This window comes from Rhizobium sp. FKL33 (assembly GCF_005222915.1).
Taxonomy (GTDB): Bacteria; Pseudomonadota; Alphaproteobacteria; order Rhizobiales; family Rhizobiaceae; genus Rhizobium_E.
Map to the genome: position 1 here is coordinate 86,033 of NZ_STFX01000009.1, position 23,330 is coordinate 109,362.

The 23,330-nt window shown below is 61.6% G+C and carries 21 protein-coding genes and 1 tRNA gene; 18 read left to right on the forward strand and 4 right to left on the reverse strand.

Going from position 1 to position 23,330, the window contains the following annotated elements; genetic code table 11:
- Nucleotides 1–77: 77 nt before the first annotated feature.
- Nucleotides 78–656 (reverse strand): EF-hand domain-containing protein, encoded by a 579-nt coding sequence (locus E8Q41_RS06530; RefSeq protein WP_137154710.1) that lies wholly within the window; start codon nt 654–656, stop codon nt 78–80.
- 553 nt (nt 657–1,209) lie between these two features.
- On the opposite strand from E8Q41_RS06530, the gene tolQ reads away from it, so the two are divergent.
- From tolQ to E8Q41_RS06595, 13 genes are all read left to right on the forward strand, one after another.
- Nucleotides 1,210–1,929: a protein TolQ gene (gene tolQ / locus E8Q41_RS06535; RefSeq protein ID WP_137154711.1), complete on the forward strand. Its 720-nt coding sequence runs from the start codon at nt 1,210–1,212 to the stop codon at nt 1,927–1,929.
- A gap of 18 nt (nt 1,930–1,947) precedes the next feature.
- Nucleotides 1,948–2,418 (forward strand): protein TolR, encoded by a 471-nt coding sequence (gene tolR / locus E8Q41_RS06540; RefSeq protein WP_137154712.1) that lies wholly within the window; start codon nt 1,948–1,950, stop codon nt 2,416–2,418.
- 9 nt (nt 2,419–2,427) lie between these two features.
- Nucleotides 2,428–3,579 (forward strand): cell envelope integrity protein TolA, encoded by a 1,152-nt coding sequence (gene tolA, locus E8Q41_RS06545; RefSeq protein WP_137154713.1) that lies wholly within the window; start codon nt 2,428–2,430, stop codon nt 3,577–3,579.
- Between the two features lie 82 nt (nt 3,580–3,661).
- Nucleotides 3,662–4,966, forward strand: coding sequence for a Tol-Pal system beta propeller repeat protein TolB (tolB, locus tag E8Q41_RS06550; RefSeq protein ID WP_137154714.1), 1,305 nt, complete (start codon nt 3,662–3,664; stop codon nt 4,964–4,966).
- 150 nt (nt 4,967–5,116) lie between these two features.
- Nucleotides 5,117–5,641, forward strand: coding sequence for a peptidoglycan-associated lipoprotein Pal (pal, locus tag E8Q41_RS06555; protein WP_137154715.1), 525 nt, complete (start codon nt 5,117–5,119; stop codon nt 5,639–5,641).
- Nucleotides 5,642–5,807: 166 nt separating this feature from the next.
- Nucleotides 5,808–6,794, forward strand: coding sequence for a tol-pal system protein YbgF (gene ybgF / locus E8Q41_RS06560; protein ID WP_137154716.1), 987 nt, complete (start codon nt 5,808–5,810; stop codon nt 6,792–6,794).
- 104 nt (nt 6,795–6,898) lie between these two features.
- Nucleotides 6,899–8,128: a tRNA lysidine(34) synthetase TilS gene (gene tilS / locus E8Q41_RS06565; RefSeq protein WP_170976387.1), complete on the forward strand. Its 1,230-nt coding sequence runs from the start codon at nt 6,899–6,901 to the stop codon at nt 8,126–8,128.
- 108 nt (nt 8,129–8,236) lie between these two features.
- A complete protein-coding gene (ftsH, locus tag E8Q41_RS06570) occupies nt 8,237–10,171 on the forward strand; it encodes an ATP-dependent zinc metalloprotease FtsH (protein WP_137154718.1) in 1,935 nt (644 codons plus the stop codon).
- A gap of 375 nt (nt 10,172–10,546) precedes the next feature.
- A complete protein-coding gene (locus E8Q41_RS06575; RefSeq protein ID WP_137154719.1) occupies nt 10,547–11,758 on the forward strand; it encodes an OmpP1/FadL family transporter in 1,212 nt (403 codons plus the stop codon).
- Nucleotides 11,759–11,909: 151 nt separating this feature from the next.
- Nucleotides 11,910–13,262: a phosphoglucosamine mutase gene (gene glmM / locus E8Q41_RS06580; protein WP_137154720.1), complete on the forward strand. Its 1,353-nt coding sequence runs from the start codon at nt 11,910–11,912 to the stop codon at nt 13,260–13,262.
- 192 nt (nt 13,263–13,454) lie between these two features.
- Complete coding sequence (locus tag E8Q41_RS06585; protein WP_137154721.1) at nt 13,455–14,309, forward strand: outer membrane protein; 855 nt, start codon at nt 13,455–13,457, stop codon at nt 14,307–14,309.
- Between the two features lie 97 nt (nt 14,310–14,406).
- Entirely contained in the window at nt 14,407–15,366 is a 960-nt protein-coding gene (locus tag E8Q41_RS06590) for an acetylxylan esterase (RefSeq protein WP_137154722.1), read from the forward strand.
- On the forward strand, nt 15,363–16,091 hold the full coding sequence (locus E8Q41_RS06595) for an alpha/beta hydrolase-fold protein (protein ID WP_137154723.1): 729 nt from the start codon (nt 15,363–15,365) through the stop codon (nt 16,089–16,091). Before E8Q41_RS06590 ends, E8Q41_RS06595 begins: the two co-directional genes overlap by 4 nt.
- 39 nt (nt 16,092–16,130) lie before the next feature.
- Here the strand turns inward: E8Q41_RS06595 and E8Q41_RS06600 are convergent, their stop codons facing one another.
- On the reverse strand, nt 16,131–16,661 hold the full coding sequence (locus tag E8Q41_RS06600; RefSeq protein WP_137154919.1) for a DUF992 domain-containing protein: 531 nt from the start codon (nt 16,659–16,661) through the stop codon (nt 16,131–16,133).
- A gap of 257 nt (nt 16,662–16,918) precedes the next feature.
- On the opposite strand from E8Q41_RS06600, the gene E8Q41_RS06605 reads away from it, so the two are divergent.
- The 3 genes from E8Q41_RS06605 (at nt 16,919) to serA (ending at nt 20,806) form a co-directional block, all read left to right on the forward strand.
- Nucleotides 16,919–17,755 (forward strand): outer membrane protein, encoded by an 837-nt coding sequence (locus tag E8Q41_RS06605; protein ID WP_137154724.1) that lies wholly within the window; start codon nt 16,919–16,921, stop codon nt 17,753–17,755.
- 196 nt (nt 17,756–17,951) lie between these two features.
- On the forward strand, nt 17,952–19,130 hold the full coding sequence (locus E8Q41_RS06610) for a phosphoserine transaminase (protein WP_137154725.1): 1,179 nt from the start codon (nt 17,952–17,954) through the stop codon (nt 19,128–19,130).
- 80 nt (nt 19,131–19,210) lie between these two features.
- Nucleotides 19,211–20,806, forward strand: coding sequence for a phosphoglycerate dehydrogenase (gene serA / locus E8Q41_RS06615; RefSeq protein WP_137154726.1), 1,596 nt, complete (start codon nt 19,211–19,213; stop codon nt 20,804–20,806).
- 67 nt (nt 20,807–20,873) lie between these two features.
- Here the strand turns inward: serA and E8Q41_RS06620 are convergent, their stop codons facing one another.
- Both E8Q41_RS06620 and E8Q41_RS06625 read right to left on the reverse strand, forming a co-directional pair.
- Nucleotides 20,874–21,218, reverse strand: coding sequence for a DUF2793 domain-containing protein (locus E8Q41_RS06620; protein WP_137154727.1), 345 nt, complete (start codon nt 21,216–21,218; stop codon nt 20,874–20,876).
- A gap of 148 nt (nt 21,219–21,366) precedes the next feature.
- A complete protein-coding gene (locus E8Q41_RS06625; RefSeq protein ID WP_137154728.1) occupies nt 21,367–21,642 on the reverse strand; it encodes a DUF1153 domain-containing protein in 276 nt (91 codons plus the stop codon).
- A gap of 250 nt (nt 21,643–21,892) precedes the next feature.
- On the opposite strand from E8Q41_RS06625, the gene mnmA reads away from it, so the two are divergent.
- The gene (mnmA, locus tag E8Q41_RS06630; protein ID WP_137154729.1) at nt 21,893–23,089 is read left to right on the forward strand and encodes a tRNA 2-thiouridine(34) synthase MnmA; all 1,197 of its coding nucleotides are present in this window, start codon (nt 21,893–21,895) and stop codon (nt 23,087–23,089) included.
- A gap of 132 nt (nt 23,090–23,221) precedes the next feature.
- A tRNA-Met gene (locus E8Q41_RS06635) sits at nt 23,222–23,298 on the forward strand.
- The last annotated feature ends 32 nt before the right edge of the window (nt 23,299–23,330 follow it).

Genomic DNA, 23,330 nt, shown 5'->3' on the forward strand with positions numbered 1-23,330 from the left:
GAGCCGAGCGTTGTCGTCGAAAGGCGAAGAAGGGCAGAAGCGCGATCGGGTGACAAGCGCCCGATCGCGGGTCCCGGTCAAGCGGTGGCGTCTTCGGTGGCGGACGGCATGCTCATTCCGCCCGGGGGCTGACCCATCGGGCCCTTCGGAGCATTCTCGGTCACGAAAGTCGTGAACTGCTCCTCGGTGACATAGCCTTGGCCTTCCGAATCGATCTTCGAGAAGAGTTCCTGCGCATGCGTGTCGTCTTCTCCGCCGGGAGCCTTGGCGAGGAATTCGGTTTCGGTCAGCTTTCCGTCCGAATCGGCGTCGAGATCGCTATAGAGGCTGCTCGGATCGCCCATGCCCGCCATGGGCGGCATGCCGCCCTGTTGGCGCAGTCCCATCATTGCGCCCATGGCCTCGCCGCCCATTCGGGACTCCGGCGACTGCATGGAGGCTGAAAGCTGGTCGAACGTGACCGCGCCTGTGCCTTCCTGATCCAGTTTGGCGTAGAGTTTGGTCGCGACGTCTTCCGACATTTTGGAAGGTCGGCTGGACACGAATTCAGATTGGCTCAGCGCGCCGTTTTGATCGGTGTCGGTTTTGTTGAACATTTCCTGTTGTTTGGCGAGCATCGCCGCCATGCCGCCAGAGGCGGCGGATACGCTTGTCATCCTCGATCTCCAAGGTGCTTTGCGCAGCCTCTCTCCGTCCCACCTGGAAGACCCGCGCTATTCTGGCAAATCATTGCCTGCTCGCAATAGTATATGCCGCGAGTTTATTTACAATAAATATTGACATTTTTGGATTGGTTTCGTATTAAATGATTTTAATCATTATCGATATATAGTAATTTATAGTTGTTTCGGTTTACAAAATCGATTTATATTTTAGTCCTTCGAGAAAGTCGTCTCGCCGACGAGATCCCTGAAGGTGCAGGTCGCCTTCGCTGTTGCGATCGCCGGAATGCCGCATTGCGAAAGGAGCGCGCGACCTCCGGATTGTCGTAACCCATTTTTAACGATAATGAGGTCTTACTCGGACTGCTCGGGTTTTGTGCGCCGCACGCCTTCGTTTCACCAAATTTGGCGTAAAAAAGGCGGTCCAGAGCGTAAACGGTCAAGGCCAAAGGCTGCTCGGCGGCCGATTAGCGACGGACACCACATTGAACGCCGCCCGGCTCGGATCGCGATCGAGGCCGGGTGTTTGGATTCGGGGACTTAAGATATGGAAACGGCAAATCTGGCGGCAGCCCATGCGGACATGTCGCTCTGGGCGCTCTTCATGCAGGCGGGATGGGTCGTCAAGCTCGTCATGATCGGCTTGCTCGGCGCATCGGTGTGGACATGGGCCATGGTGGTCGACAAACTGATCAGCTACAACAAGTTCAAGCGCCAGCTCGACAGTTTTGAACAGGTTTTCTGGTCAGGCCAGTCGCTCGAGGAACTCTACCGCACCCTGTCGGAACGGCAGGTCTCGGGGATGGCGGCGATTTTCGTCGGCGCCATGCGCGAATGGAAGAAGAGCTTCGAACGCGGCGCCCGTTCGCCGATCGGCCTGCAGATGCGCATTGACCGCGCCATGGACGTGACGCTCGCGCGGGAATCCGAAGCGCTGGAAGCGCGGTTGTCGTCGCTCGCCACCATCGGCTCGGCCGGTCCCTTCGTCGGTCTGTTCGGCACCGTGGTCGGCATCATGACCTCGTTCCAGGGCATTGCCGCCTCGAAATCGACCAACCTTGCGGTGGTCGCGCCCGGCATCGCCGAAGCGCTGCTGGCGACCGCTATCGGCCTCGTCGCCGCTATTCCCGCCGTCATCGCCTACAACAAGTTCTCCGGCGACGCCGGCAAGCTTGTGGCTCGCATGGAAGGCTTCGCCGACGAATTCTCCGCCATACTCTCGCGCCAGATCGATGAGAGACTGCAGCCGCGCCAGGCGGCGCAGTAACATCAGGGGGACGCCAGGATGGGTATGTCAGCAGGGCCCCAGGCCGGAGGATCGGGCGGACGCCGCGGCGGCCGTCGCGGCGGCGGGCGTAAGGCGCCGGTCAGCGAAATCAACGTGACGCCGCTCGTCGACGTCATGCTCGTGCTTCTGATCATCTTCATGGTGGCGGCGCCGTTGATGACGACGGGCGTGCCGATCGATCTGCCGGAAACGCAGGCGAAAGAGATGAACTCGGACACCAAGCCGATCACCGTATCGATTGCCAAGGATGGGCAGATCTATTTCGGCGACGAGACGGAAGTGGCCGTACCGATCGACGAGGTCGTGCCGAAACTGCAGGCCATGGCCAAGGCGGGGGCGGAAGAACGCATTTTCGTGCGCGGCGACGCCGGCACGGAATATGGGCAGATCATGGCCGTGATGGGCCGCATTCAGGCCTCTGGCTATAAGAATATCGGACTGGTCACCCAGCCGGAAACAGGCGGTTAAGGCTGATCCATGCGCGGTAGCGTCATCACATCGGTGGCTTTGCACGTTGTTCTCTTGGGCGCGATGCTGATCGGCATTTCGCCCAAGCCGATGGACATGGCCATTTCCGAGGCCATGCCCGTCGATCTCGTGCCGATCGAGGATGTCGCGCAATTGCAGCAGGGCGACAAGGAAGCCCCGAAGGCCGAGAAGTCTGCGCTCGACAAAACGCAAAAGCAGGACCAACAGCCCGACGCCATGAACGCCGGCGAGAACGACTTCGATCTGAAGTCGGTGCCGACGCCGACCGAGAAGCCGAGCAATCTCTCCAAGGCCGGCGCCCCCGAAAAGACCGAGGATCCCAATCCCCAGCAGGACAACACCGTGCAGGAGGCCGACAGTCAGGCTGCCGAGGACACGGCCGTCGAGCCCGCCATGCAGGAAATGGCCTCCGCCGAAGTGCCGAAGCCGGAACTGAAGACCGAGCCGACCCCGGAACCCGCCAAGGAGACGCCGGTGGAAGAGGCGGCGCAGGAAGAGCCCTTGCCGGACAGCGTGCCGATCCCGACCACGCGCCCGAAGGAAGAGCCGAAAAAGGTCGAAAAGACCGAAGAAAAGAAGCCGGAAAAGACCGAAGAGAAGAAAAAGGAAGAGAAGAAGGACGCCAAGGTCACCGAAAAGAAGAAGGACCAGAACTCGAAGGCCAAGAAGTCCGACAAGGATCAGAAGACCAAGAAGTCGACGACCAAGAAGGACTCCGACTTCAATGCCGACGAGATCGCCTCGCTTCTCAACAAGACCGAGGACAATCCCGGCGGCGCCAAGCGCTCGAACAGCGAAAAGGCCCTGGGCGCGAAGATCGCGACGGGCGGGAACAAGCTGTCGCAGAGCGAATTGGATGCTCTGAAGGGGATCATCGAGAAGAACTGGTCGATCATGCCGGGTCAGGTCAGTTCGAGCGACATCATGATCACGGTGACCTTCGAACTCGACGAGAACGGCGAGGTTGTCGGACGTCCCGAGGTCAAGGGATCGGGGGGAGACGGCTCCTCGCTCTCGGCGCTCGAAAGCGGCGCGGTGCGCGCGGTGATGCGGTCCGCCCCGTTCGACAAGCTGCCGAAGGACAAATACGACACCTGGAGCAAGGTGACGGTCAATTTCTATCCGAGCGAAATGATGTGAGGCGGGCGGAGACGCGCAGGACAGGGGCGTCAAGGGCCGGCAACCAACGAGAACAAATAGGCTGAAAGGCTGAGAGAGGACGATGAAACACCTTTACCTCAAGTTTCTGGCGATCATGGCCGGATTTCTGTGTCTTGCGGCGAGCGCCGCACAGGCTGAAATCACGATCGACTTGCGCAAGGGCAACGTCGAACCCTTGCCGATCGCAATCACCAATCTGCAATCCAACGGCGATCTCGGCGCCCAGGTGACCCAGGTCATCGCCGCCGATCTCAAGCGTTCGGGCCTGTTTGCGCCGATCGACCAGCGCGCCTTCGTGCAGCAGATCTCCAATCCGGACGCCGCTCCCCGCTTCGACGACTGGAAGACGATCAATGCGCAGGCGCTGGTGACCGGCCGCGTCACCCAGGAAGGCGACGGACGTCTCCGCGCCGAGTTCCGTCTCTGGGACGTCTATGCCGGCTCGCAGCTGATCGGCCAGCAGTTCTTCACCCAGCCGGAAAACTGGCGCCGCGTCGCCCATATCATCGCCGACCAGATCTATCAGAAGCTGACGGGCGAGACCGGCTATTTCGACACCCGTGTGGTGTTCGTGTCCGAAAGCGGCCCGAAGACCGAGCGCGTGCGCCAGCTCGCGATCATGGACCAGGACGGCGCCAATATGCGCATCCTCACCAAGTCGCGCGCTATCGTGCTGACGCCGCGTTTTTCGCCGAACCAGCAGGAAATCACCTATATGTCCTTCGAGGGCGAGCAGCCGCGGGTCTATCTGCTGCAGCTCGAGACCGGACAGCGCGAAGTGGTCGGCAATTTCCCCGGCATGACATTCTCGCCGCGCTTTTCGCCTGACGGCCAGCGGGTGATTATGAGCCTGCAGGAAAAGGGCAACGCCAACATCTTCACCATGGACCTGCGTTCGCGCACGACCACGCGTCTGACCTCGACGGCGGCGATCGACACCTCGCCCTCCTATTCGCCCGACGGCCAGCGCATCGTGTTCGAAAGCGACCGCGGCGGACGCCAGCAGCTCTACGTGATGGGCGCCGACGGCTCGGGCCAGCAGCGCATCTCCTTCGGCGACGGCGCCTATTCGACGCCGGTCTGGTCGCCCAAGGGCGATCTGATCGCCTTCACCAAGCAGTCCGGCGGCAAGTTCTCGATCGGCGTGATGAAGCCTGATGGCTCCGGCGAGCGCATCCTGACCACGGGCTTCCACAATGAGGGCCCGACCTGGGCGCCGAACGGCCGCGTCATCATGTTCTTCCGCCAGCCCGCCGGTTCGGGCGGCCCGAAGCTCTATTCGATCGACATTTCCGGCTACAACGAACAGCCGATCCCGACCCCGGCTTTCGCATCGGACCCGGCCTGGTCGCCGCTTCTGGAGTGACGAAACACGGAAAAATCGGCGCGGGCGAGCAAAAAATTCGCTCTGAGCCGCGCCGATTTCCGGTTTGTTAACCATACGCGTTGAAGTGAGATTAACCCCATCGGGTTACAGTCTGGAAACCCTAAGAATTAAGAATTCAGGAGCAGGCCGATGAGCCATATTCAAACTTACCAGCCGGGAGCCTTGGCGAAGCTCGCGCGCAATCCTTTCGCAATCGCGCTCGTCGCCGGTCTGGCGCTCGCCGGCTGCTCGAAGAAAAACAAGCTGGACAGCGCCTCCGATCTCGGCCTCAACGGCGCCAATTCCGCCACCCCGGGCTCGCCGCAGGACTTCACGGTCAATGTCGGCGACCGCATCTTCTTCGACACCGACTCCTCGTCGATCCGCCCGGACGCCGCCCAGACGCTCGATCGTCAGGCGCAGTGGCTGAACCAGTATCCGAACTACCGGATCACCGTCGAAGGCCATGCCGACGAACGCGGCACGCGCGAATATAACCTTGCGCTCGGCGCCCGCCGCGCCGAAGCCACCCGCGACTACCTCGCCTCGCGCGGCGTCGACGGCGGCCGCCTGCGCACCATCTCCTACGGCAAGGAAAAGCCGGTCGCCGTCTGCGACGACATTTCCTGCTGGTCGCAGAACCGCCGCGCCGTCACCGCGCTCAACGGCGGCTGATAAACCGCTGGTCGGTTCAAAATCTGAAAATTGAAGGGCGGTCCTGCGGGGCCGCCTTTTTGTTTTCCTTACTTTGGCCTGACTCCGTTGCTTTTTGGTCGCAAAGTTGGAAAACATCCCGATGTTGCGCTGCTTCGCGCAATGTCACACCAAACAGGATGACACGATGAGAAATAGGGTCATGGCCGGCGTTCTGGCGCTTGCCGTCTCGATGATGGGGGTTTCCGCTGCCGGCGCCTTCAGTCTGTTCGGGTCGGATGACAGCCAGCCGCGGCGGCAGGAAAAAAGCGCCGTTGTCCTGGCGCAGGCGGGCGACGCCGAAATGCGGGTGCAGCAACTGGAAGAACAGCTTCGACAGCTCAACGGCCGCGTTGAGGAAATGAGCTTCCAACTGCTGCAGATGCAGGAACAGTTGCGCAAGGCGCAGGAAGACAACGAATTCCGCTTCCAGGAACTGGAAGGGGGGGGCAAGAAGAAAAGCTCCATCGAAGTCGTCCCCGGCGCCGGCGACGTCAACACAGCCAATGCTTCCGGCGCGCAATCGCCGGGAGCAGACGAAACGCTCGATTCGGCGGATCAACAGCCGATGGATGGCGGCCTGGGCCAGGATCCCGGGGTCGGCGCGCCGCCGACCACGCTCGGCACGATCGAATTCGACCAGAACGGCAATCCAGTCGGCGCGGTCGATCCGCCGCCGCCAGCGGTCGACACCACGGCTCTGCCGCCGCCGACCACCACGCCGCAGTCTTCTGAAACGGCAGGCTTCACCGGCGACGAAGGTCAGTACCAGGCCGCCTATAACCGCATTCTCGCCGGCGATTACGCGGGCGCCGAAGCCGGATTTGCCGAATTCATCGCCAATCATCCCGACAGCAAGCGGATCGCGGACGCCAATTTCTGGCTCGGCGAAGCGCAGTATTCGCAAGAGAAATACACCGATTCCGCCAAGACTTTCCTGAACGCCTACAAGACCTACGGCTCTTCGGGCAAGGCGCCGGAAATGCTGCTGAAGCTCGCAATGTCGCTCGCAGCCCTCGACAGCAAGGATACGGCCTGCGCTACGCTGCGCGAGGTGACGAAATCCTATCCCAAGGCCTCGCGCGCCGTGATCTCCAAGGTCGCCAGCGAACAGAAGCGCCTTTCCTGCGGATGACCGCGCCCGACCCTGTCCGCCGGGCTCCGCATCACGCGTCGAGCGCGGACAGCGTCGAATCGACTCTCGCCGATTTTCTCAGTCGATGCAGCCGGCCCTGCCGGATGTTGATCGCGCTGTCGGGCGGCGGCGACTCCGTCGGCTTGCTGACGGCGCTCGGCCGCATCCGGGCCCGACTTCCGGGCGCGGGTTTTGACCTTTTAGCCGCGACCGTCGATCATGGGCTGAGACCCGGATCACGCGAGGAGGCTGTCGCCGCCGGTCATCTGTCCGAGAGCTTCGGTGTTCCGCACGTCATTCTCGACTGGACGGGCGAGAAGCCAAGCACCGGCCTTCAGGCTGCAGCGCGCGAGGCGCGTTATGGACTGCTCGCCCGTCACGCGCTCGACAAGCGCGCCGACCTCATTCTGACCGGGCACAATCTCGACGACAACATCGAAACCTATCGCATGCGGATGGCGAGGAACGCCGATCCCGACACACACGGCATGGCGGAGGCGGTGCTGCTGCAGGGCAAGATCTGGGCTGTGCGGCCGCTGCTCGGCCTGCGCCGCGAGGCGATCCGCGCCTATCTTCGCAGCCAAGGCGTCGGATGGGTCGAAGATCCCAGCAACGTCAATACGGCCTTCGAGCGCGTGCGCCTGCGCAGCCAGATCGATGAGACGGCGACGCCGGATTTCGCCGCGCTCATGCAGAAACGGCGGGCTCGCATGCGGACTGCTGCAGCGTTTCTGGGCGCACGAGCCGAGGTGATTGGTCTCAAGGTCGGCGTCGTCGATCTCCGGGGGCTCGATGCCGCTGAACCCGGGCTTCTGGACGGACTGGCGGCGCTCGCCGCGCTCCTCGGCGGGCGCGAACATCTGTTCGGGCTCGAGGCGCGCGAGGCGCTGGCGCGCTTTCTCGTCGCCGGCCGGGGGCAGATGACGACAGGGCGCACGGTGTTCGACCGGCGCGGCGACCGCCTCTATGTCCAGCGCGAGAACCGGGGGCTGCCGGCGACTATGGCTGCGCCCGGCCAAACAGTGATCTGGGACAACCGGTTTCGCATCGCCAACCCGACGGAGGGTGAAGTGTCGGTTGGCGGTCCAGGCGTCGGCGGCGAACAGCTGATCGACGCCGCCCTGTTCGACAGACTTCCGGGGAGGGTGCGACAACTCGCGCTGCGAACCGGGCCTTTCATCGCTCCGGGCGGCGCAAATCGGCATGAAATCACCGCTTTCTTGCCCGGATGCGACAAATTTCTTCCACTCGATCGCCTCGAACTGGGTAATTTCCTTGCAAAACTCATGGGTTTGCCGCATTTTCCATCCCCAGTCTTTCGGCAACAGGTGTGAAATAGGCGCAGTCGCTGCTTGGCAAGAGGTGGAGGGCCTCCTATCTTTCACCTTGAAATGGCCGCATGCCGGGTTTAATCCCGCGGTCAAACTATCTCGGTGAGGTCAATGAACCCGAATTTCAGAAATTTTGCCCTCTGGGCCATCATCGCGGTCCTGCTGGTCGCGCTGTTCAGCATGTTCCAGTCCCAGGGTGAACGCGTCAGCTCGAGCGAGATCTCCTATTCGGAATTCCTCAATGCGGTCGACACCGGTCGCGTCAAACAAGTCGAATTTGTCGGCAATCGGGCGCGCGGCAATCTCAGCGACAACGGCACTGCTTTCCAGACCTATACGCCCGTTGTCGATGACGCCCTGATGCAGCGTCTTCAGGACAAGAACGTCAATGTGATCGTTCGTCCCGAGACCGACGGCTCCTCGAGCATTTTCGGATATCTGATCAATCTGCTTCCGGTGCTTCTGATCATCGGCGTCTGGCTGTTCCTGATGCGCCAGATGCAGGGTGGATCGCGGGGCGCGATGGGATTCGGCAAATCCAAGGCCAAGCTGCTCACCGAGGCGCATGGCAGGGTGACCTTCGAAGACGTGGCCGGCATCGACGAAGCCAAGCAGGATCTCGAGGAAGTCGTGGAATTCTTGCGTGACCCGCAGAAGTTCCAGCGCCTGGGCGGTCGCATTCCGCGCGGCGTGCTGCTTGTCGGCCCCCCCGGCACCGGTAAGACGCTGACCGCCCGCGCCGTCGCCGGCGAAGCCAACGTGCCCTTCTTCACGATTTCTGGTTCCGATTTCGTCGAAATGTTCGTCGGCGTCGGCGCAAGCCGCGTCCGTGACATGTTCGACCAGGCCAAGAAGAACGCGCCCTGCATCATCTTCATCGACGAAATCGACGCGGTCGGCCGTCATCGCGGCGCCGGTCTCGGCGGCGGAAATGACGAGCGCGAACAGACGCTCAACCAGTTGCTGGTCGAGATGGACGGTTTCGAGCAGAACGAAGGCGTGATCATCATCGCCGCCACCAACCGTCCCGATGTTCTGGACCCCGCGCTTCTGCGTCCGGGCCGTTTCGACCGGCAGATCACCGTGCCGAACCCCGACGTCAACGGCCGCGAAAAGATCCTCAAGGTGCATGTGCGCAATGTGCCGCTGGCTCCGAATGTCGATCTCAAGGTCATGGCGCGCGGCACCCCGGGCTTTTCGGGCGCCGACCTCATGAACCTCGTCAACGAAGCAGCCCTGCTGGCCGCCCGCCGCAACAAGCGTCTGGTGACCATGGCGGAATTCGAAGACGCCAAGGACAAGGTGATGATGGGCGCCGAGCGCAAGTCGCTCGCCATGACCCCGGAAGAGAAGCGCAACACCGCCTATCACGAAGCCGGTCACGCCATCATCGCGCTGAAACTCGCCGGCGCCATCGACCCGATCCACAAGGCCACCATCATTCCGCGCGGTCGCGCGCTCGGCATGGTGATGACGCTGCCGGAAAGCGATCGCTACAACTGGACTTATGAGAAGGCCATTGCGCGTCTGACCATGCTGTTTGGCGGTCGCGAAGCGGAGATCATCACCTTCGGCCCGGAAAAAGTGACGACAGGCGCTTCCGGCGACATCCAGATGGCGACGGGCCTTGCGCGCTCGATGGTCATGGAGTGGGGCATGAGCGAAAAGCTCGGCCGCGTCCGCTACCGTTCGAACGAGCAGGAAGTGTTCCTCGGTCACTCGGTCAGCCAGTCGACCAATATGTCGGATGAAACGGCGAAGCTGATCGACGAGGAAGTGCGCCGACTGATCGAAGAAGGCGAAACCAGCGCCCGCAACATCATCACTGAGAACCGCGACCAGTTCATCGCGATCGCGGAAGCGCTGCTCGAATTCGAGACGCTGACAGGCGACGAACTGCGCGACCTGATGAATGGCAAGCCGCCGTCACGCGACGCTTTCGACGACACGACCCCGAGCCGTGGTTCTGCTGTTCCGTCCGCCGGCACCCGCGGCAAGGATGGCGCTCCTGAAACGGAAGGCGGTTACGAGCCGCAACCGCAGTAAGCCGATCAAACGGACCTTTTCGAAACCCCGCGCCGGTCGCGGGGTTTTTTGTTTTTCCTCATGATTCCCGTAGTTTTTTAGCCGGTTCGAGCTCAATTGAGGCGGCGCGATGACTGTTCACAATGGTGTCGCATCGAAAGTTTCTTTGTTGCATATTTGTGACTCCTGCCGGAATTCCTGGTTAAATATTCTAAAGATATCTCTTTCGTGGCTCTACCGCAGAATAATGTTCCTAATCGTTGATTTTCAACGGTCGTCTTCGGAAACTTACGTAAATTTTTAAGCGTTGCGGAGCGTCAGTTTGCCGCAAGCAGAATTTGTAATCGTCTCCATCGTGCATAAAATGCCTCCGACCTTGGTCAGTGGGAGGACGTCATGGGGAAAACAATGCTCCGTAAGAGCTTTTTGACAATTGCTTCAGCGGCTTTGATGTCGGGCGCGGCTTATGCCGGCGGCATCGAACGCAATGGTTACAATATCGATCTTTTATTCGATCCTTCCAATGTGGCGGTGGAGGGGACAGCAACCTATGTCTCGCCGCATAGGAACTACGAGAACACGCAGAACTTTAACGGCATCGGCGGCTCCGACCCAGATGTCCGGGACACCAAGGACTACTTCAACGGCTCCGTCGGCGTGAAAGCGCGGATCGTCGACGGCGTCGACTGCTTGGTTGATTATTCTCAACCCTGGGGCGCGCACTCGGCGCCGGGCCTGGACTGGACCGGCTCGAATGACAATGCCGAGACCAAGATCAACAGCGATAATTACGGCCTGACCTGCTCCTACAAGTTTGACATGGGCAAGGGACAGCTTCGCCTGATCGGCGGCGGCTTCTATCAAACTGTCGATGGTTTCAAGGAAAGCCTTGTCACTCCCGCGATCGTGCCTGGCTTTGATGGCACGGGCCGTCTGGATCTCGAGACGGACGGTTGGGGCTGGCGCGCAGGCGTAGCCTATGAAATTCCGGAATATGCCTTCCGCGCCTCGCTGGTCTACAACAGCGAAGTGAAGCTCGATGAGATTACCGGCACGCTCGACATGTCGAATGTGTCGCCGGCGCTTGTTCCGGGGCTCGGCGGTACGGTCTGGGATGTCTACGGTTCGACCAAAATGCCGGACTCGCTTGAACTGTCGATCCAATCCGGCATCGCGCCCGACTGGCTTGCTTTCGGCAGCGTGAAGTGGACGGACTGGAGCCAACTCCAGACCATTCCCTTCTATCTCAAGGGAACCGATATCCAGGCGACGTCGCTCGACCTGTTCTATCGCGACGGCTGGACCATCACGGGCGGTGTCGGTCATCAGTTTACCGAAAAGCTGTCGGGCGCGGTATCGGTCACATGGGACCGCGGCACCTCGCAGGGTTACGGTTCGCAGACCGACACCTGGCTGTTCGGCACGGGTGTGAACTTCGCGGCGACCAAGAATGTCGACATCAAGCTGTCCGGCGCGATTGGCTGGATGAAGTCGGGCTCGTCGGGCGCCTATGTCTATGAAGGCGTCACCTATGGCGCGGACAACAGCTATGACTTCGGCACGGATTTCGTCGGGGCGATCTCGACCGGAATCAAGGTGAAGTTCTGATCCGATAAAGCGGCGGATCCAGGAGAAGCCCGGTCTAGGCCGGGCTTTTCCGCGTTAACATTCTGTTTGCGTGGGTGAGACAATTTGATGTGGCAGACCGCAGTCTTTGTGGCATCTAGGAAACCGACGAGAACTTAGCACTGGAATGAACATGACGAGACGCTATTTCGGCACCGACGGCATCCGCGGCCAGTCCAACAAATTTCCGATGACGCCGGATCTGGCCATGCGGGTCGGCATCGCCGCCGGAACGATCTTTCGGCGCGGCGGCCATCGCCATCGCGTGGTGATCGGCAAGGACACCCGGCTGTCGGGTTATATGCTCGAGAACGCGCTGGTGGCCGGCTTCACGGCCGCGGGCGTCGACGCCTTCGTGCTCGGCCCGATCCCGACGCCTGCGGTGGCCATGCTCACCCGGTCGCTCCGCTGCGACATCGGCGTGATGGTGTCGGCCTCGCACAATCCCTATCAGGACAACGGCATCAAGCTGTTCGGACCCGATGGCTATAAATTGTCGGACGAGATCGAAGCGCAGATCGAGGCGCTTCTCGACAAGGACATCATTCCGCAACTCGCGGCGGCGGACGCCATCGGTCGCGCCAAGCGCGTCGACGGCGTGCATGACCGTTATATCGAATTCGCCAAGCGCACGTTGCCGCGCGACGTGACGCTGAAGGGCCTGAGGGTGGCGATCGATTGCGCCAATGGCGCGGCCTACAAGGTCGCCCCGGCCGTGCTGTGGGAACTCGGCGCCGAGGTCGTGACCATCGGCAACGAACCCAACGGCGTCAATATCAACGACCAGTGCGGCTCGACCCATCCGGATGCGCTGATCAAGAAGGTGCATGAAGTCCGGGCCGATATCGGCATTGCTCTCGACGGCGACGCCGACCGGGTGATCATCGTCGATGAAAAGGGCAATATCGTCGACGGCGACCAGTTGATGGCGCTGATCGGCGAAACCTGGGCCAATGACGGTTTGCTGCGCGGCAACGGCATCGTCGCGACGATCATGTCCAATCTCGGCCTGGAGCGTTTCATGCAGCAGCGCGGCCTGCAACTGGCCCGCACCAAGGTCGGCGACCGCTACGTGGTCGAGCATATGCGCCAGAACGATTTCAATGTCGGCGGCGAACAGTCGGGCCATATCGTTCTGTCGGATTTCGGCACCACCGGCGACGGGCTGGTTGCGGCGCTGCAGGTGCTGGCGGCGGTTCGCCGCCAGGGCAAGACCGTCAGCGAGGTTTGCCGCCGCTTCGAACCCGCGCCGCAATTGCTCAAGAACGTCCGCTACGAAGGCGGCAAACCGCTGGAAGATCCGATCGTACGCGAGGCCATCGCCGACGCGGAGACAGAGCTTGCCGGTCGCGGCCGGTTGGTGATCCGGCCTTCGGGCACCGAACCTCTAATCCGGGTGATGGCGGAAGGCGACGACGAAAGCCAGCTTGAGCGAATCGTCAACGGCCTCATCGACCTGATCGGCCGGGTGAAGAACGCCGCCTGACGCATGCCTTTCCGGATAATCTTCGAAATCCCGGCCCGACAGGGTCGGGATTTTCTGTTCTGAGAAGATTGCCGTCGATGCATCATGGTAAAGAAGCGTGGTTAAGCGCTATTTAACCTTTGCCATTCATTATCCAAGCACTGCAATTCCCGAGGTCCTCTGGGCCGGACCGGTTTATCTGGAGTTTGGATCATGAAAAAGCTTTTGACTTCCGCAGCCCTGGCGTTTGCCTTCGCCGGCGCCGCATCCGCGGCAGACCTCTATACTCCCGAGCCGCAGCCGGTCCCCTATGAACCGGCTCCTGTCGTCGAAACGGGCGGCTGGTATATTCGCGGCGATGCGTCCTATGACGTGATGAACCTGCGCGGCGCCAAGTTCTATCAGGGCGGCAGTTCCCGCCGGATGGTGGATTTCCATGAAACGGATGTCGACAACACAGGCAATATCGGCGTCGGCGTCGGTTATCAAGTGAACGACCATTTTCGCGTCGACACCACGTTCGACTACCTGTTCTCGGCCGATTTCCGCGGTTCGACCACCGGCGGCGGCTCCGATTTCGGCGCCTGCACCGACACCTGCAAGTCCAAAGACGTCTCCGCCATGACAGCCTATAGCCTGATGGCCAACGCCTATGTCGATGTCGGCCATTACGGCCTGTTCACGCCTTATGTCGGTGCCGGCCTCGGCGGCACCTATGTGAAGTGGGACGACCTCAAGAACACCGCCTGCAGCGCGACCAATCCGGACGATTGCGACGACACAGTCACGCATAAGGGCAAGGGCAGCTGGCGCCTTACCTATGGCCTGATGCTCGGCACGGCCATCGACATCAACTGCAATCTCAAGGCCGATGTCGGTTACCGCTATCGCCGCGTCGATGACGGCGACATGTTCGGCTACAAGTCGAATGGCGGTCCGGGCAAGGACAAGGGCTTCGACATTCACGAAGCGCGCGCGGGCGTGCGCTACGCCTTCGGTGGCTGCGCCGAGCAGGCCTATCTGCCGCCGGCCGATATGCCGCAGCAGGAACAGCCGGTCTTCAAGTAAGATCGTCAGACAAATCTCAAAGCCGCCCTCCCGGGCGGCTTTGGCGTTTCCGCCCCGCGCCTGTCATGCCGTCGGGGCCAATGAGGAAGAGCGCCGCATGGCCGATGAATTCTCCCATGGCTATCCGTTCGATCCCTCCCATGGCTATAGCCTCGCCGAATTGAAGGCCGTCGCCGCGCCACCCGGGCCTGTCGATTTCGATGGGTTCTGGCAGGCGCGCTATCTGCGCGCGCTGACTGTCGAACCCGAGCTGACCCTGGCGAACAGCGCCAAACGCCACGCGGACTGGAGAGTTCTGGATATTCGATTTCGCTCGACGGATGGTTTCGAACTCGGCGGCTGGCTCTGTCTGCCGAAACGCCGGCTGATCAAGCGCGGTCTCGTGATCGGGCATGGTTACGGAGGGCGCGACGCTCCGGATCTCGACTTTCCCGCCGAGGATGCGGCGCTGCTGTTTCCCTGCGTCCGGGGCCTGTCGCGCAGCGCGAAGCCGCCGATTTCCACCGATCCCAACTGGCATGTTCTGCACGACATCGACAAGCGGGACGCCTATATCATCGGCGGATGCGTCGACGATCTCTGGGTGTCGGTGACCGTGCTACTGCAGCTCTATCCCTGGCTCGACGGGCATGTTGGCTATAGCGGCGTCAGCCTCGGCGGCGGATTGGGATGTTTCGCGCTCGCCTTCGACCCGCGGATCGTAAAGGGGCAGATCGAAGTTCCGACCTTCGGCGCCCAGCCGCTTCGTCTCGCTCTGCCGAGCATCGGCAGCGCGCATGGTTTGCAATCCTACGCGAAGGACCATCCCGGCGTCATGGAAACGCTCGGCTATTTCGATGCGGCGACCGCCGCCCGCCGGATCACCCAGCCGGCACTCTGCGCCGTGGCGCTGTTCGACCCCGCGGTCGCTCCGCCGTGCCAGTTCGCCATCGCCAATTCTTTGCAGAAAGATCATGAAATCTTCATCCTGAAAGCCGGCCACTTCGATTATCCTGATGCGCAAAAGGAGCAGACGATGCTCCGCGACAGGATCGGGCGGTTTTTCGGGGACCTATGAACCGGGAGTATCATTGCTGGCATAGTCCGCGCCTCGGGCGCGACATGGAACTTCTGATCTTCGGTCACGCCGGCGCGAAGGCGTTGATGTTTCCGACGCGCGAGGGACGTTTCTGGGAGTATGAACAGCTCGGCGTCGTCGATAGTCTCGCCGGAAAGATCAGAGCCGGACAGATCCAGCTATTCTGCATCGAGGGGCTGGCGCAAGAAACGTTCTACGACCGTTCGCGCTCGCCGGGCGACCGGCTCCAGAGATATCAGACCTTCGAGAACTATGTGCTGAGCGAGGTCATGCCGCTGATGGCGCAGCGCAACCCTCACGAATGCACGATGGCCGTGGGCTGCAGTCTCGGCGCATTTCAGGCGGCCAGTCTCGCCTTCCGCCATCCGCAATATTTCCGGAAGCTGGTTCTCTTGTCGGGTCGCTACGATCTCACCATGAAAGTCGAGAGTTTTGGAGACCTGTTCGAAGGCTATTATGACGACGGTGTCTACTACCTCACCCCGTCGCATTTCCTGCCGGGGCTGCAATGTGCGCAGCGGCTCGATCATCTCCGTCGGATGGATATCGTCATGGCGGTGGGTGGGGAAGATCCATTTCTCGACAACAACCGGCATTTGAGCCGGGTGCTGGAGGAAAAGGGCGTGCCGCACCAGATGCAGATCTGGGACGGGCGCGCCCATCGCGGCAGCGCCTGGCGGAAGATGGCGCCGCTTTATGTCTAGCGAAGTCTGGACGGACACCGCCGCCCGGAAATCAGATCATCAGTTGACCGGATGCAGCGTGACGGTCGCGCCGGCGGCTGCGACATTCAGGCCCAGCTGGCCCTCGACGCTGACAGGCTGCAACTGGATCGAGCCTTCCGTGCCGCCCAGCAGCACATTGGCGCCGATGCCCGCGCCGACCGTCGCTTCGGCTGCCGCGCCGACATAGGTGCCGCCGAGCGAGCCGCGATGATAACCCGCGGTGGGAGCGAACACCGCCCAGACCATCTTGCCGCGGGTGGTGTAGCCGACATCGATGCCGAGCTTCTTCACATAGCCCGAATAGGCGTCGCTATGGGCGCCGCGCACGGAACGGAACGAGCAATCGAGTTCCTTGGCCGAGCCGATCAGAAAGCCGGCGCCCGAGCCCACGTCGCAGGACAGATAGCCGATTTTGACGCCGCCATGGGAATCGGTCTCGACCTGCACCTGCGGCGCTTCGTCATACCCCGTCATATCGGCGGCCCGCGCCAAACCGGCAGCGGAGGAAAGAGCGGCGATCGCCGCGACCATCGGCAGGATTTTCTTCATCATTGTTATTCTCCTCTGGGCCGGCGCAAAAAAATCGCGCGGCCTCAGCCTGTCAAAAACCGTTGATCCGCCGAGGCGGACGCTGAGCTAACGTATCAGCAGGCGGATTGTTCGATCTTCATTGAGACTTTTCCGAGGCGGTCGCCGAAAACCTAACAAATCCTGAACCGGCATGCTTAACGGCGCCTTAACCTGTCAGCGGCATAGTTAACGGCATCACGCATCTTCGCCGTCCGTCGGCCGTCGGGAGACAGTCCATGTCCGTTGCTATTCGCCTTGCCCTCGCATCCCTGCTCAGCGCCTCCTCCGTCCCGGCGCTCGCCTTCGATCTGCCGCCGCCTGTAGACGCGCCCGAGATCGACGGCCCGATCTCCGATCCGGCCGGTTGGTATTTCCGCGGCGATATCGGCTATAATCTCAAGCTGGATCAGGGCGATCCAAGCTACAAAACATTCGATGCGGCGACACAGACCACCACCTCCAGCGATTTCGACAAGAGCCGGATGGACCGGGACCCGACCTTCTCCGCAGGCGTCGGATATCAGTTCAACGACTTTCTGCGCAGCGACGTGACGCTCGACTATTTCAAGTCGACCCATAACGGCCAGACTGGCTGGGCCCAGTGCACCGAGACTAATGGAACCGCGACCGGCCGTTGCCGTTACGATTCGCAGTCGGTGTCTGCACTCTCTACCCTCGCAAACGCCTATGTCGACCTCGGAACCTATTGGGGCATGACCCCCTATGCCGGCGCCGGCGCTGGCGTGAGCTATGTGAAATGGTCGAAAGTAACCGGCAAACGGGGCTGCGCGGCCTCCGACAGCGACGATTGCGGCGGCCTCGATTATTCCAACTCGACGGAAAACGGCGCCGACAGTTGGCGCTTCACCTATGCGCTGATGGCCGGCGCGTCCTATGACATCACCGACCGGATGAAGCTCGACCTCGGCTATCGCTTCTCGCAGATCGGCAGCGGCGACATGTTCTCCTTCAACGATCACGACGAATTCAACGGCGCTTTCGGGACCAAGGGCAAGGATGACGGTTTTACGCGGCACGAGATCCGCATGGGCGTGCGCGTGACCGGCTGGTAATCTCGATACTTTTCCCATTGCTTTTCGAACCGGCCGCGGGCGACCTCGGCCGGTTTCCTATTTTTGCGGCGGCCCGTTCCAAAAAAGACAAAAACTTTTTGAAATACGACTTGACCCGACTCTGCGGCTCCCATAAACACGGCGGCGGGACACCTCTCCCCAACGAGAGGCCATATACCTGGAAGGGTAGCTTATCATGGTAGAAAACGCCGCTCCGGCCGTTCGTCCGGCCAACTCGCACTTTTCTTCTGGCCCCTGCTCGAAGCGTCCGAACTGGTCGCTCGACGCGCTGAAAGACGCAGCGCTCGGCCGCTCCCATCGCTCCAAGCTCGGCAAGAACAAGCTCAAGCAGGCGATCGATCTCACCCGCGAAGTTCTCGAAGTGCCCGCCGATTATCGCATCGGCATCGTTCCTGCGTCCGACACCGGCGCGGTTGAAATGGCGCTGTGGTCGCTGCTCGGCGCGCGCGGCGTCGACATGGTGGCCTGGGAAAGCTTCGGTTCCGGTTGGGTTTCCGACGTCGTCAAGGAATTGAAGCTCGCCGACGTCCGCAAGTTCACCGCCGACTACGGCAAGCTTCCCGACCTGTCCGCCATCGATTTCGATCGCGACGTGGTCTTCACCTGGAACGGCACGACTTCCGGCGTGCGCGTCGCCAATGCCGATTTCATCCCTGCGGACCGCGAAGGCCTGACGATCTGCGACGCTACCTCGGCGGCGTTCGCGCAGAACCTCGATTTCGCAAAGCTCGACGTCGTCACCTTCTCCTGGCAGAAAGTGCTGGGCGGCGAGGGCGCGCATGGCGTGATCATCCTCAGCCCGCGCGCGGTGGCGCGTCTCGAAAGCTATGAGCCGGCCTGGCCGCTGCCGAAGATCTTCCGCATGACCAAGGGCGGCAAGCTGATCGAAGGCATCTTCCAGGGGGAGACGATCAACACGCCGTCCATGCTCTGCGTCGAAGACTATATCGACGCGCTGCTCTGGGCCAAGGAGATCGGTGGGCTCGGCGCGCTGATGGCCCGCGCCGACGCCAATGCGAAGGTCATTTTCGACTTCTGCGCGGCAAATCCCTGGCTCGCCAATCTGGCCGAGAAGGCGGAGACGCGCTCCAACACCTCCGTATGCCTGAAGATCGTCGACCCGGCGGTGACGGCGCTCGACGCCGCAGGCCAGGCTGATTTTGCCAAGGGTCTCGTCGCGACGCTCGAGAAGGAAGGCGTGGCCGTCGACATCGGCGCCTATCGCGACGCTCCGTCGGGCCTGCGCATCTGGTGCGGCGCCACCATCGAGACCGCCGATCTCGAAGCTCTGATGCCCTGGCTGACCTTTGCTTTCGAAAAGCAGAAAGCCGGGCTCGCCGCCAAGGCCGCCTGATTTCCTGGTCTTCCGCGCGCTGTCGCGGAAGACGCGCCTATCCCAGACATTCCCATTTTCGCTTTTGAGGAGCCCAGACCATGGCGCCACGCGTTCTCGTTTCCGACGAACTCTCGGAAACCGCCGTCCAGATCTTTCGTGATCGCGGCATCGATGTCGATTTCCAGCCGAAGCTCGGCAAGGACAAGGACAAACTCGCCGAAATCATCGGTAATTACGACGGCCTCGCCATCCGCTCGGCCACCAAGGCGACGGAAAAGCTGATCGCGGCGGCGACCAATCTCAAGGTCATCGGCCGCGCCGGCATCGGCGTCGACAATGTCGACATTCCCGCCGCCTCGCGCCGCGGCATCATCGTGATGAACACGCCGTTCGGCAATTCCATCACCACCGCCGAACACGCTATTGCGCTGATGTTCGCCGTCGCCCGCCAGCTTCCCGCCGCCGACACCTCCACCCAGGCCGGCAAATGGGAAAAATCGAAATTCATGGGTGTGGAAATCACCGGCAAGACGCTGGGCGTGATCGGCGCCGGCAATATCGGCTCGATCGTCTGCTCGCGGGCGCTGGGCCTCAAGATGCATGTTCTCGCCTACGACCCCTTCCTGTCTGCCGAGCGCGCGCAGGAAATGGGCGTCACCAAGGTTGAGCTCGACGAACTGTTGGCGCAGGCCGATTTCATCACCCTGCATGTGCCGATGACCGACAAGACGCGCGGCATTCTCAATAAGGACGCCATCGCCAAGACCAAGCCGGGCGTGCGCATCATCAACTGCGCCCGCGGCGGCCTCGTCGATGAAGCGGCGCTCGCCGAAGCGCTGAAGTCGGGCCATGTCGCCGGCGCCGGTTTCGACGTGTTCGAAGTCGAGCCCGCCACAGAAAGCCCGCTCTTCGGCCTGCCGAACGTGGTCTGCACGCCGCATCTCGGCGCATCCACCACCGAAGCCCAGGAAAACGTCGCCCTTCAGGTCGCCGAGCAGATGTCGGACTATCTGGTGCATGGCGCGGTGTCGAACGCCATCAACATGCCGTCGATCACCGCCGACGAAGCGCCGCGCCTCAAGCCCTTCATCAAGCTCGCCGACGTGCTGGGCGCGTTCGTGGGCCAGGTCACGGACACCGCCATCAAGGAAATCGAAATCCTCTATGACGGCTCGACCGCGTCGATGAACACCAAGGCGCTGACCTCGGCGCTGCTCGCCGGTCTGATCCGCAGCCAGGTCGCCGACGTCAACATGGTCTCGGCGCCGATCATGATCAAGGAAAAGGGCGTGATCCTGTCCGAAGTCAAGCGCGACAAGTCGGGCGTCTATGACGGCTATATCAAGCTGACCGTCACCACCGACAAGAACACCCGTTCGGTCGCGGGCACGGTGTTCTCCGACGGCAAGCCGCGCTTCATCCAGATCAAGGGCATCAACATGGACGCCGATGTCGGCGCCAACATGGTCTATATCTCCAACACCGACGTGCCCGGCATGATCGGCTTCATGGGCACGACCCTCGGCGCCGCCGGCGTCAACATTGCCAACTTCCAGCTCGGCCGCGACAAGCAGGGCGGCGACGCGATCGCGCTCCTCTATGTCGACGAGCCGATCAAGGACGAGGTGATCGCCAAGCTGACCGCCAACGAGGCGATCCGTCAGGTGAAGCCGCTGGTGTTCAACGTCGACTGATCCGGCCAGCACCTGAAAGATAGGAAGGGCGCGGCGCAAGCTGCGCCCTTCGTCATTTCCGACATGGTCAGGCCGTGGCGAGCGTCGTCCAGGCGGCGCCGGTCCAGACCTTCAGCGCTGCCGCATCGATGAACCAGGCGAGCCAGCCCGGTTTGGGCGTATGGAATGTCCAGACTCCATCCTCGCGGGCGGCGATGGAGCCGCTCTTGCCCGCCCAATCGCCAACCGCCGGGCTCGACACGAAGTGACGATCGCCTTCGGCCGGGGAGAGGGGAGGGGAGCCTCGCATATCCACAATGGCGAGATGGACGAGCGCGTCCAACTTCTGGAGGGCTTCGTTATGGGTGATGTGTTTTTGCGCCTGCGACGACAGGATGTAGGGCAGGTCGAGACGGCTGGTCTGCTCGGTCAAGGTCAAATCCTAACTTTGGGTTAACGGAAAGAAAGCCGTTCCATGCTAGGACAGTTTCGACAGGCGGGGACGTTCGGGAGACGGAAAATCAAGCCGAAACGAAAAAGACCGGGACGAACCCGGCCTTTTTAAACTCGATCGCCAGGACTTAGTGGCGATACTGCTGGATGCGCGTGGTGCGCAGGCCGGCAAGACCATGTTCGGAAATCGAGCTCTGCCAGGACAGGAACTCTTCCACCGTCAGAGTATAGCGTTCACAGGCTTCTTCGAGGCTCAACAGGCCGCCGCGCACGGCTGCGACCACTTCCGCCTTGCGGCGGATAACCCAGCGACGAGTATTGGAAGGCGGCAAATCCGCGATCGTCAACGGGCTGCCATCGGGTCCGATGACATATTTAACTCTTGGACGTATTGCTTCGGTCATTGGACTCTCTACACAAACAAAGACCATATGAGCGGTACTCTAGGACCCCACCTTTAAAATTTGCCTAAACGCTCCGGAAAAAATTTATGAAAAGCTCTGATAAATCAGTCCGCTTGCGGAGAGCGCCCGCGAAAAGCCCGCACATCTCGGCTTGTTGGCGCCTCATTTAGTTCCTATATCGCCCGCGAAATTCATGTTAAACAGGGCATTCAAGCCCAGCGACAGCCTTTTCAGTGCAAGAGTAAAGACCGTGAACAGCCTCGATTTCGACAAGCGTCCTGAAGACACCCGCGTGGTCGTCGCCATGTCCGGCGGCGTCGATTCGTCCGTGGTCGCCGGTCTTCTGGCGCGCGAGGGCTATGAGGTCATCGGCATCACGCTGCAGCTCTACGATCATGGCGCCGCCGTGCATCGCGCCGGTTCCTGCTGCGCGGGCCAGGATATCGACGATGCGCGCCGGGTTTGCGAAACGCTCGGCATTCCGCATTACGTGCTGGATTACGAACGCCGCTTCAAGGAAACGGTGATCAATCCTTTCGCCGAAAGCTATGTCGCGGGCGAAACGCCGATACCCTGCGTGGCCTGCAACCAGACGGTCAAATTCGCCGATCTCCTGATCACCGCCAAGGAACTGGGCGCCGACGCGCTCGCCACCGGCCATTACATCCGCTCGCGCGCCAATCCGACGCCGGAAAATCCAGCTCGCCGCGCGCTGTACCGCCCGACGGATGCGGAGCGCGACCAGAGCTATTTTCTGTTCGCCACAACGCAGGAGCAGATCGACTATCTCCGCTTTCCGCTCGGCGGCATGTCGAAGGCGGATGTGCGGGCGCTTGCGGCAGAGATGGGCCTCGTCGTCGCCGCCAAGGCCGACAGCCAGGACATCTGCTTCGTGCCGCAAGGCCGTTATAGCGACCTGATCACTAAATTGCGTCCTGACGCCAAGCTCGGCGGCGATATCGTCCATCTCGATGGACGCGTGCTCGGCCAGCATGACGGCATCCTGCATTACACGATTGGCCAGCGGCGCGGCATCGGCGTCGCCACCGGCGAGCCGCTGTATGTCGTGCATCTCGACGCCCGCAGCAAGCGGGTGATCGTGGGGCCGAAGGAAGCGCTGGACACCAGGCGGATCTATCTGCGCGACATGAACTGGCTGGGAGACGCCTCCCTGACCGAGATGGTCGGCGACGGTTTCGAATGTTTCGCCAAGGTGCGTTCGACGCGGCCGCCCAAGCCCGCGACGCTGCATGTCGACGCCACCGGCGTCTATGTCGACCTGCATGACGGCGAGCCGGGGCTCGCGCCCGGCCAGGCCTGCGCGCTCTATTCCGCGCCCGGCGAAGACGCGCGCGTTTATGGCGGCGGCTTCATCGATCGGTCGGAAAAAGATGCGCCGTCGGAAGCGCTGCTGAAGCGGCTGCTGCAATCGGCCCAGGCCGCCTGAGCCTTGAATTGAAAAGGCTTTTTCAGCTTTTTCCGACCTTTGGGCAGAAAGTGACCGAAGGCGCTTGACAGGGGCGGAACCCGCTTCTATAAGCCGCGCCACGACGACGGCGCTAAGCCCGGTGTCGCGTGTGGCGGGGTAGCTCAGGTGGTGAGAGCGTGGGATTCATAACCCCAAGGTCGGCGGTTCAAGTCCGCCCTCCGCTACCAAATATTCCAAGGTCGAGATAAGCCGGATGCGT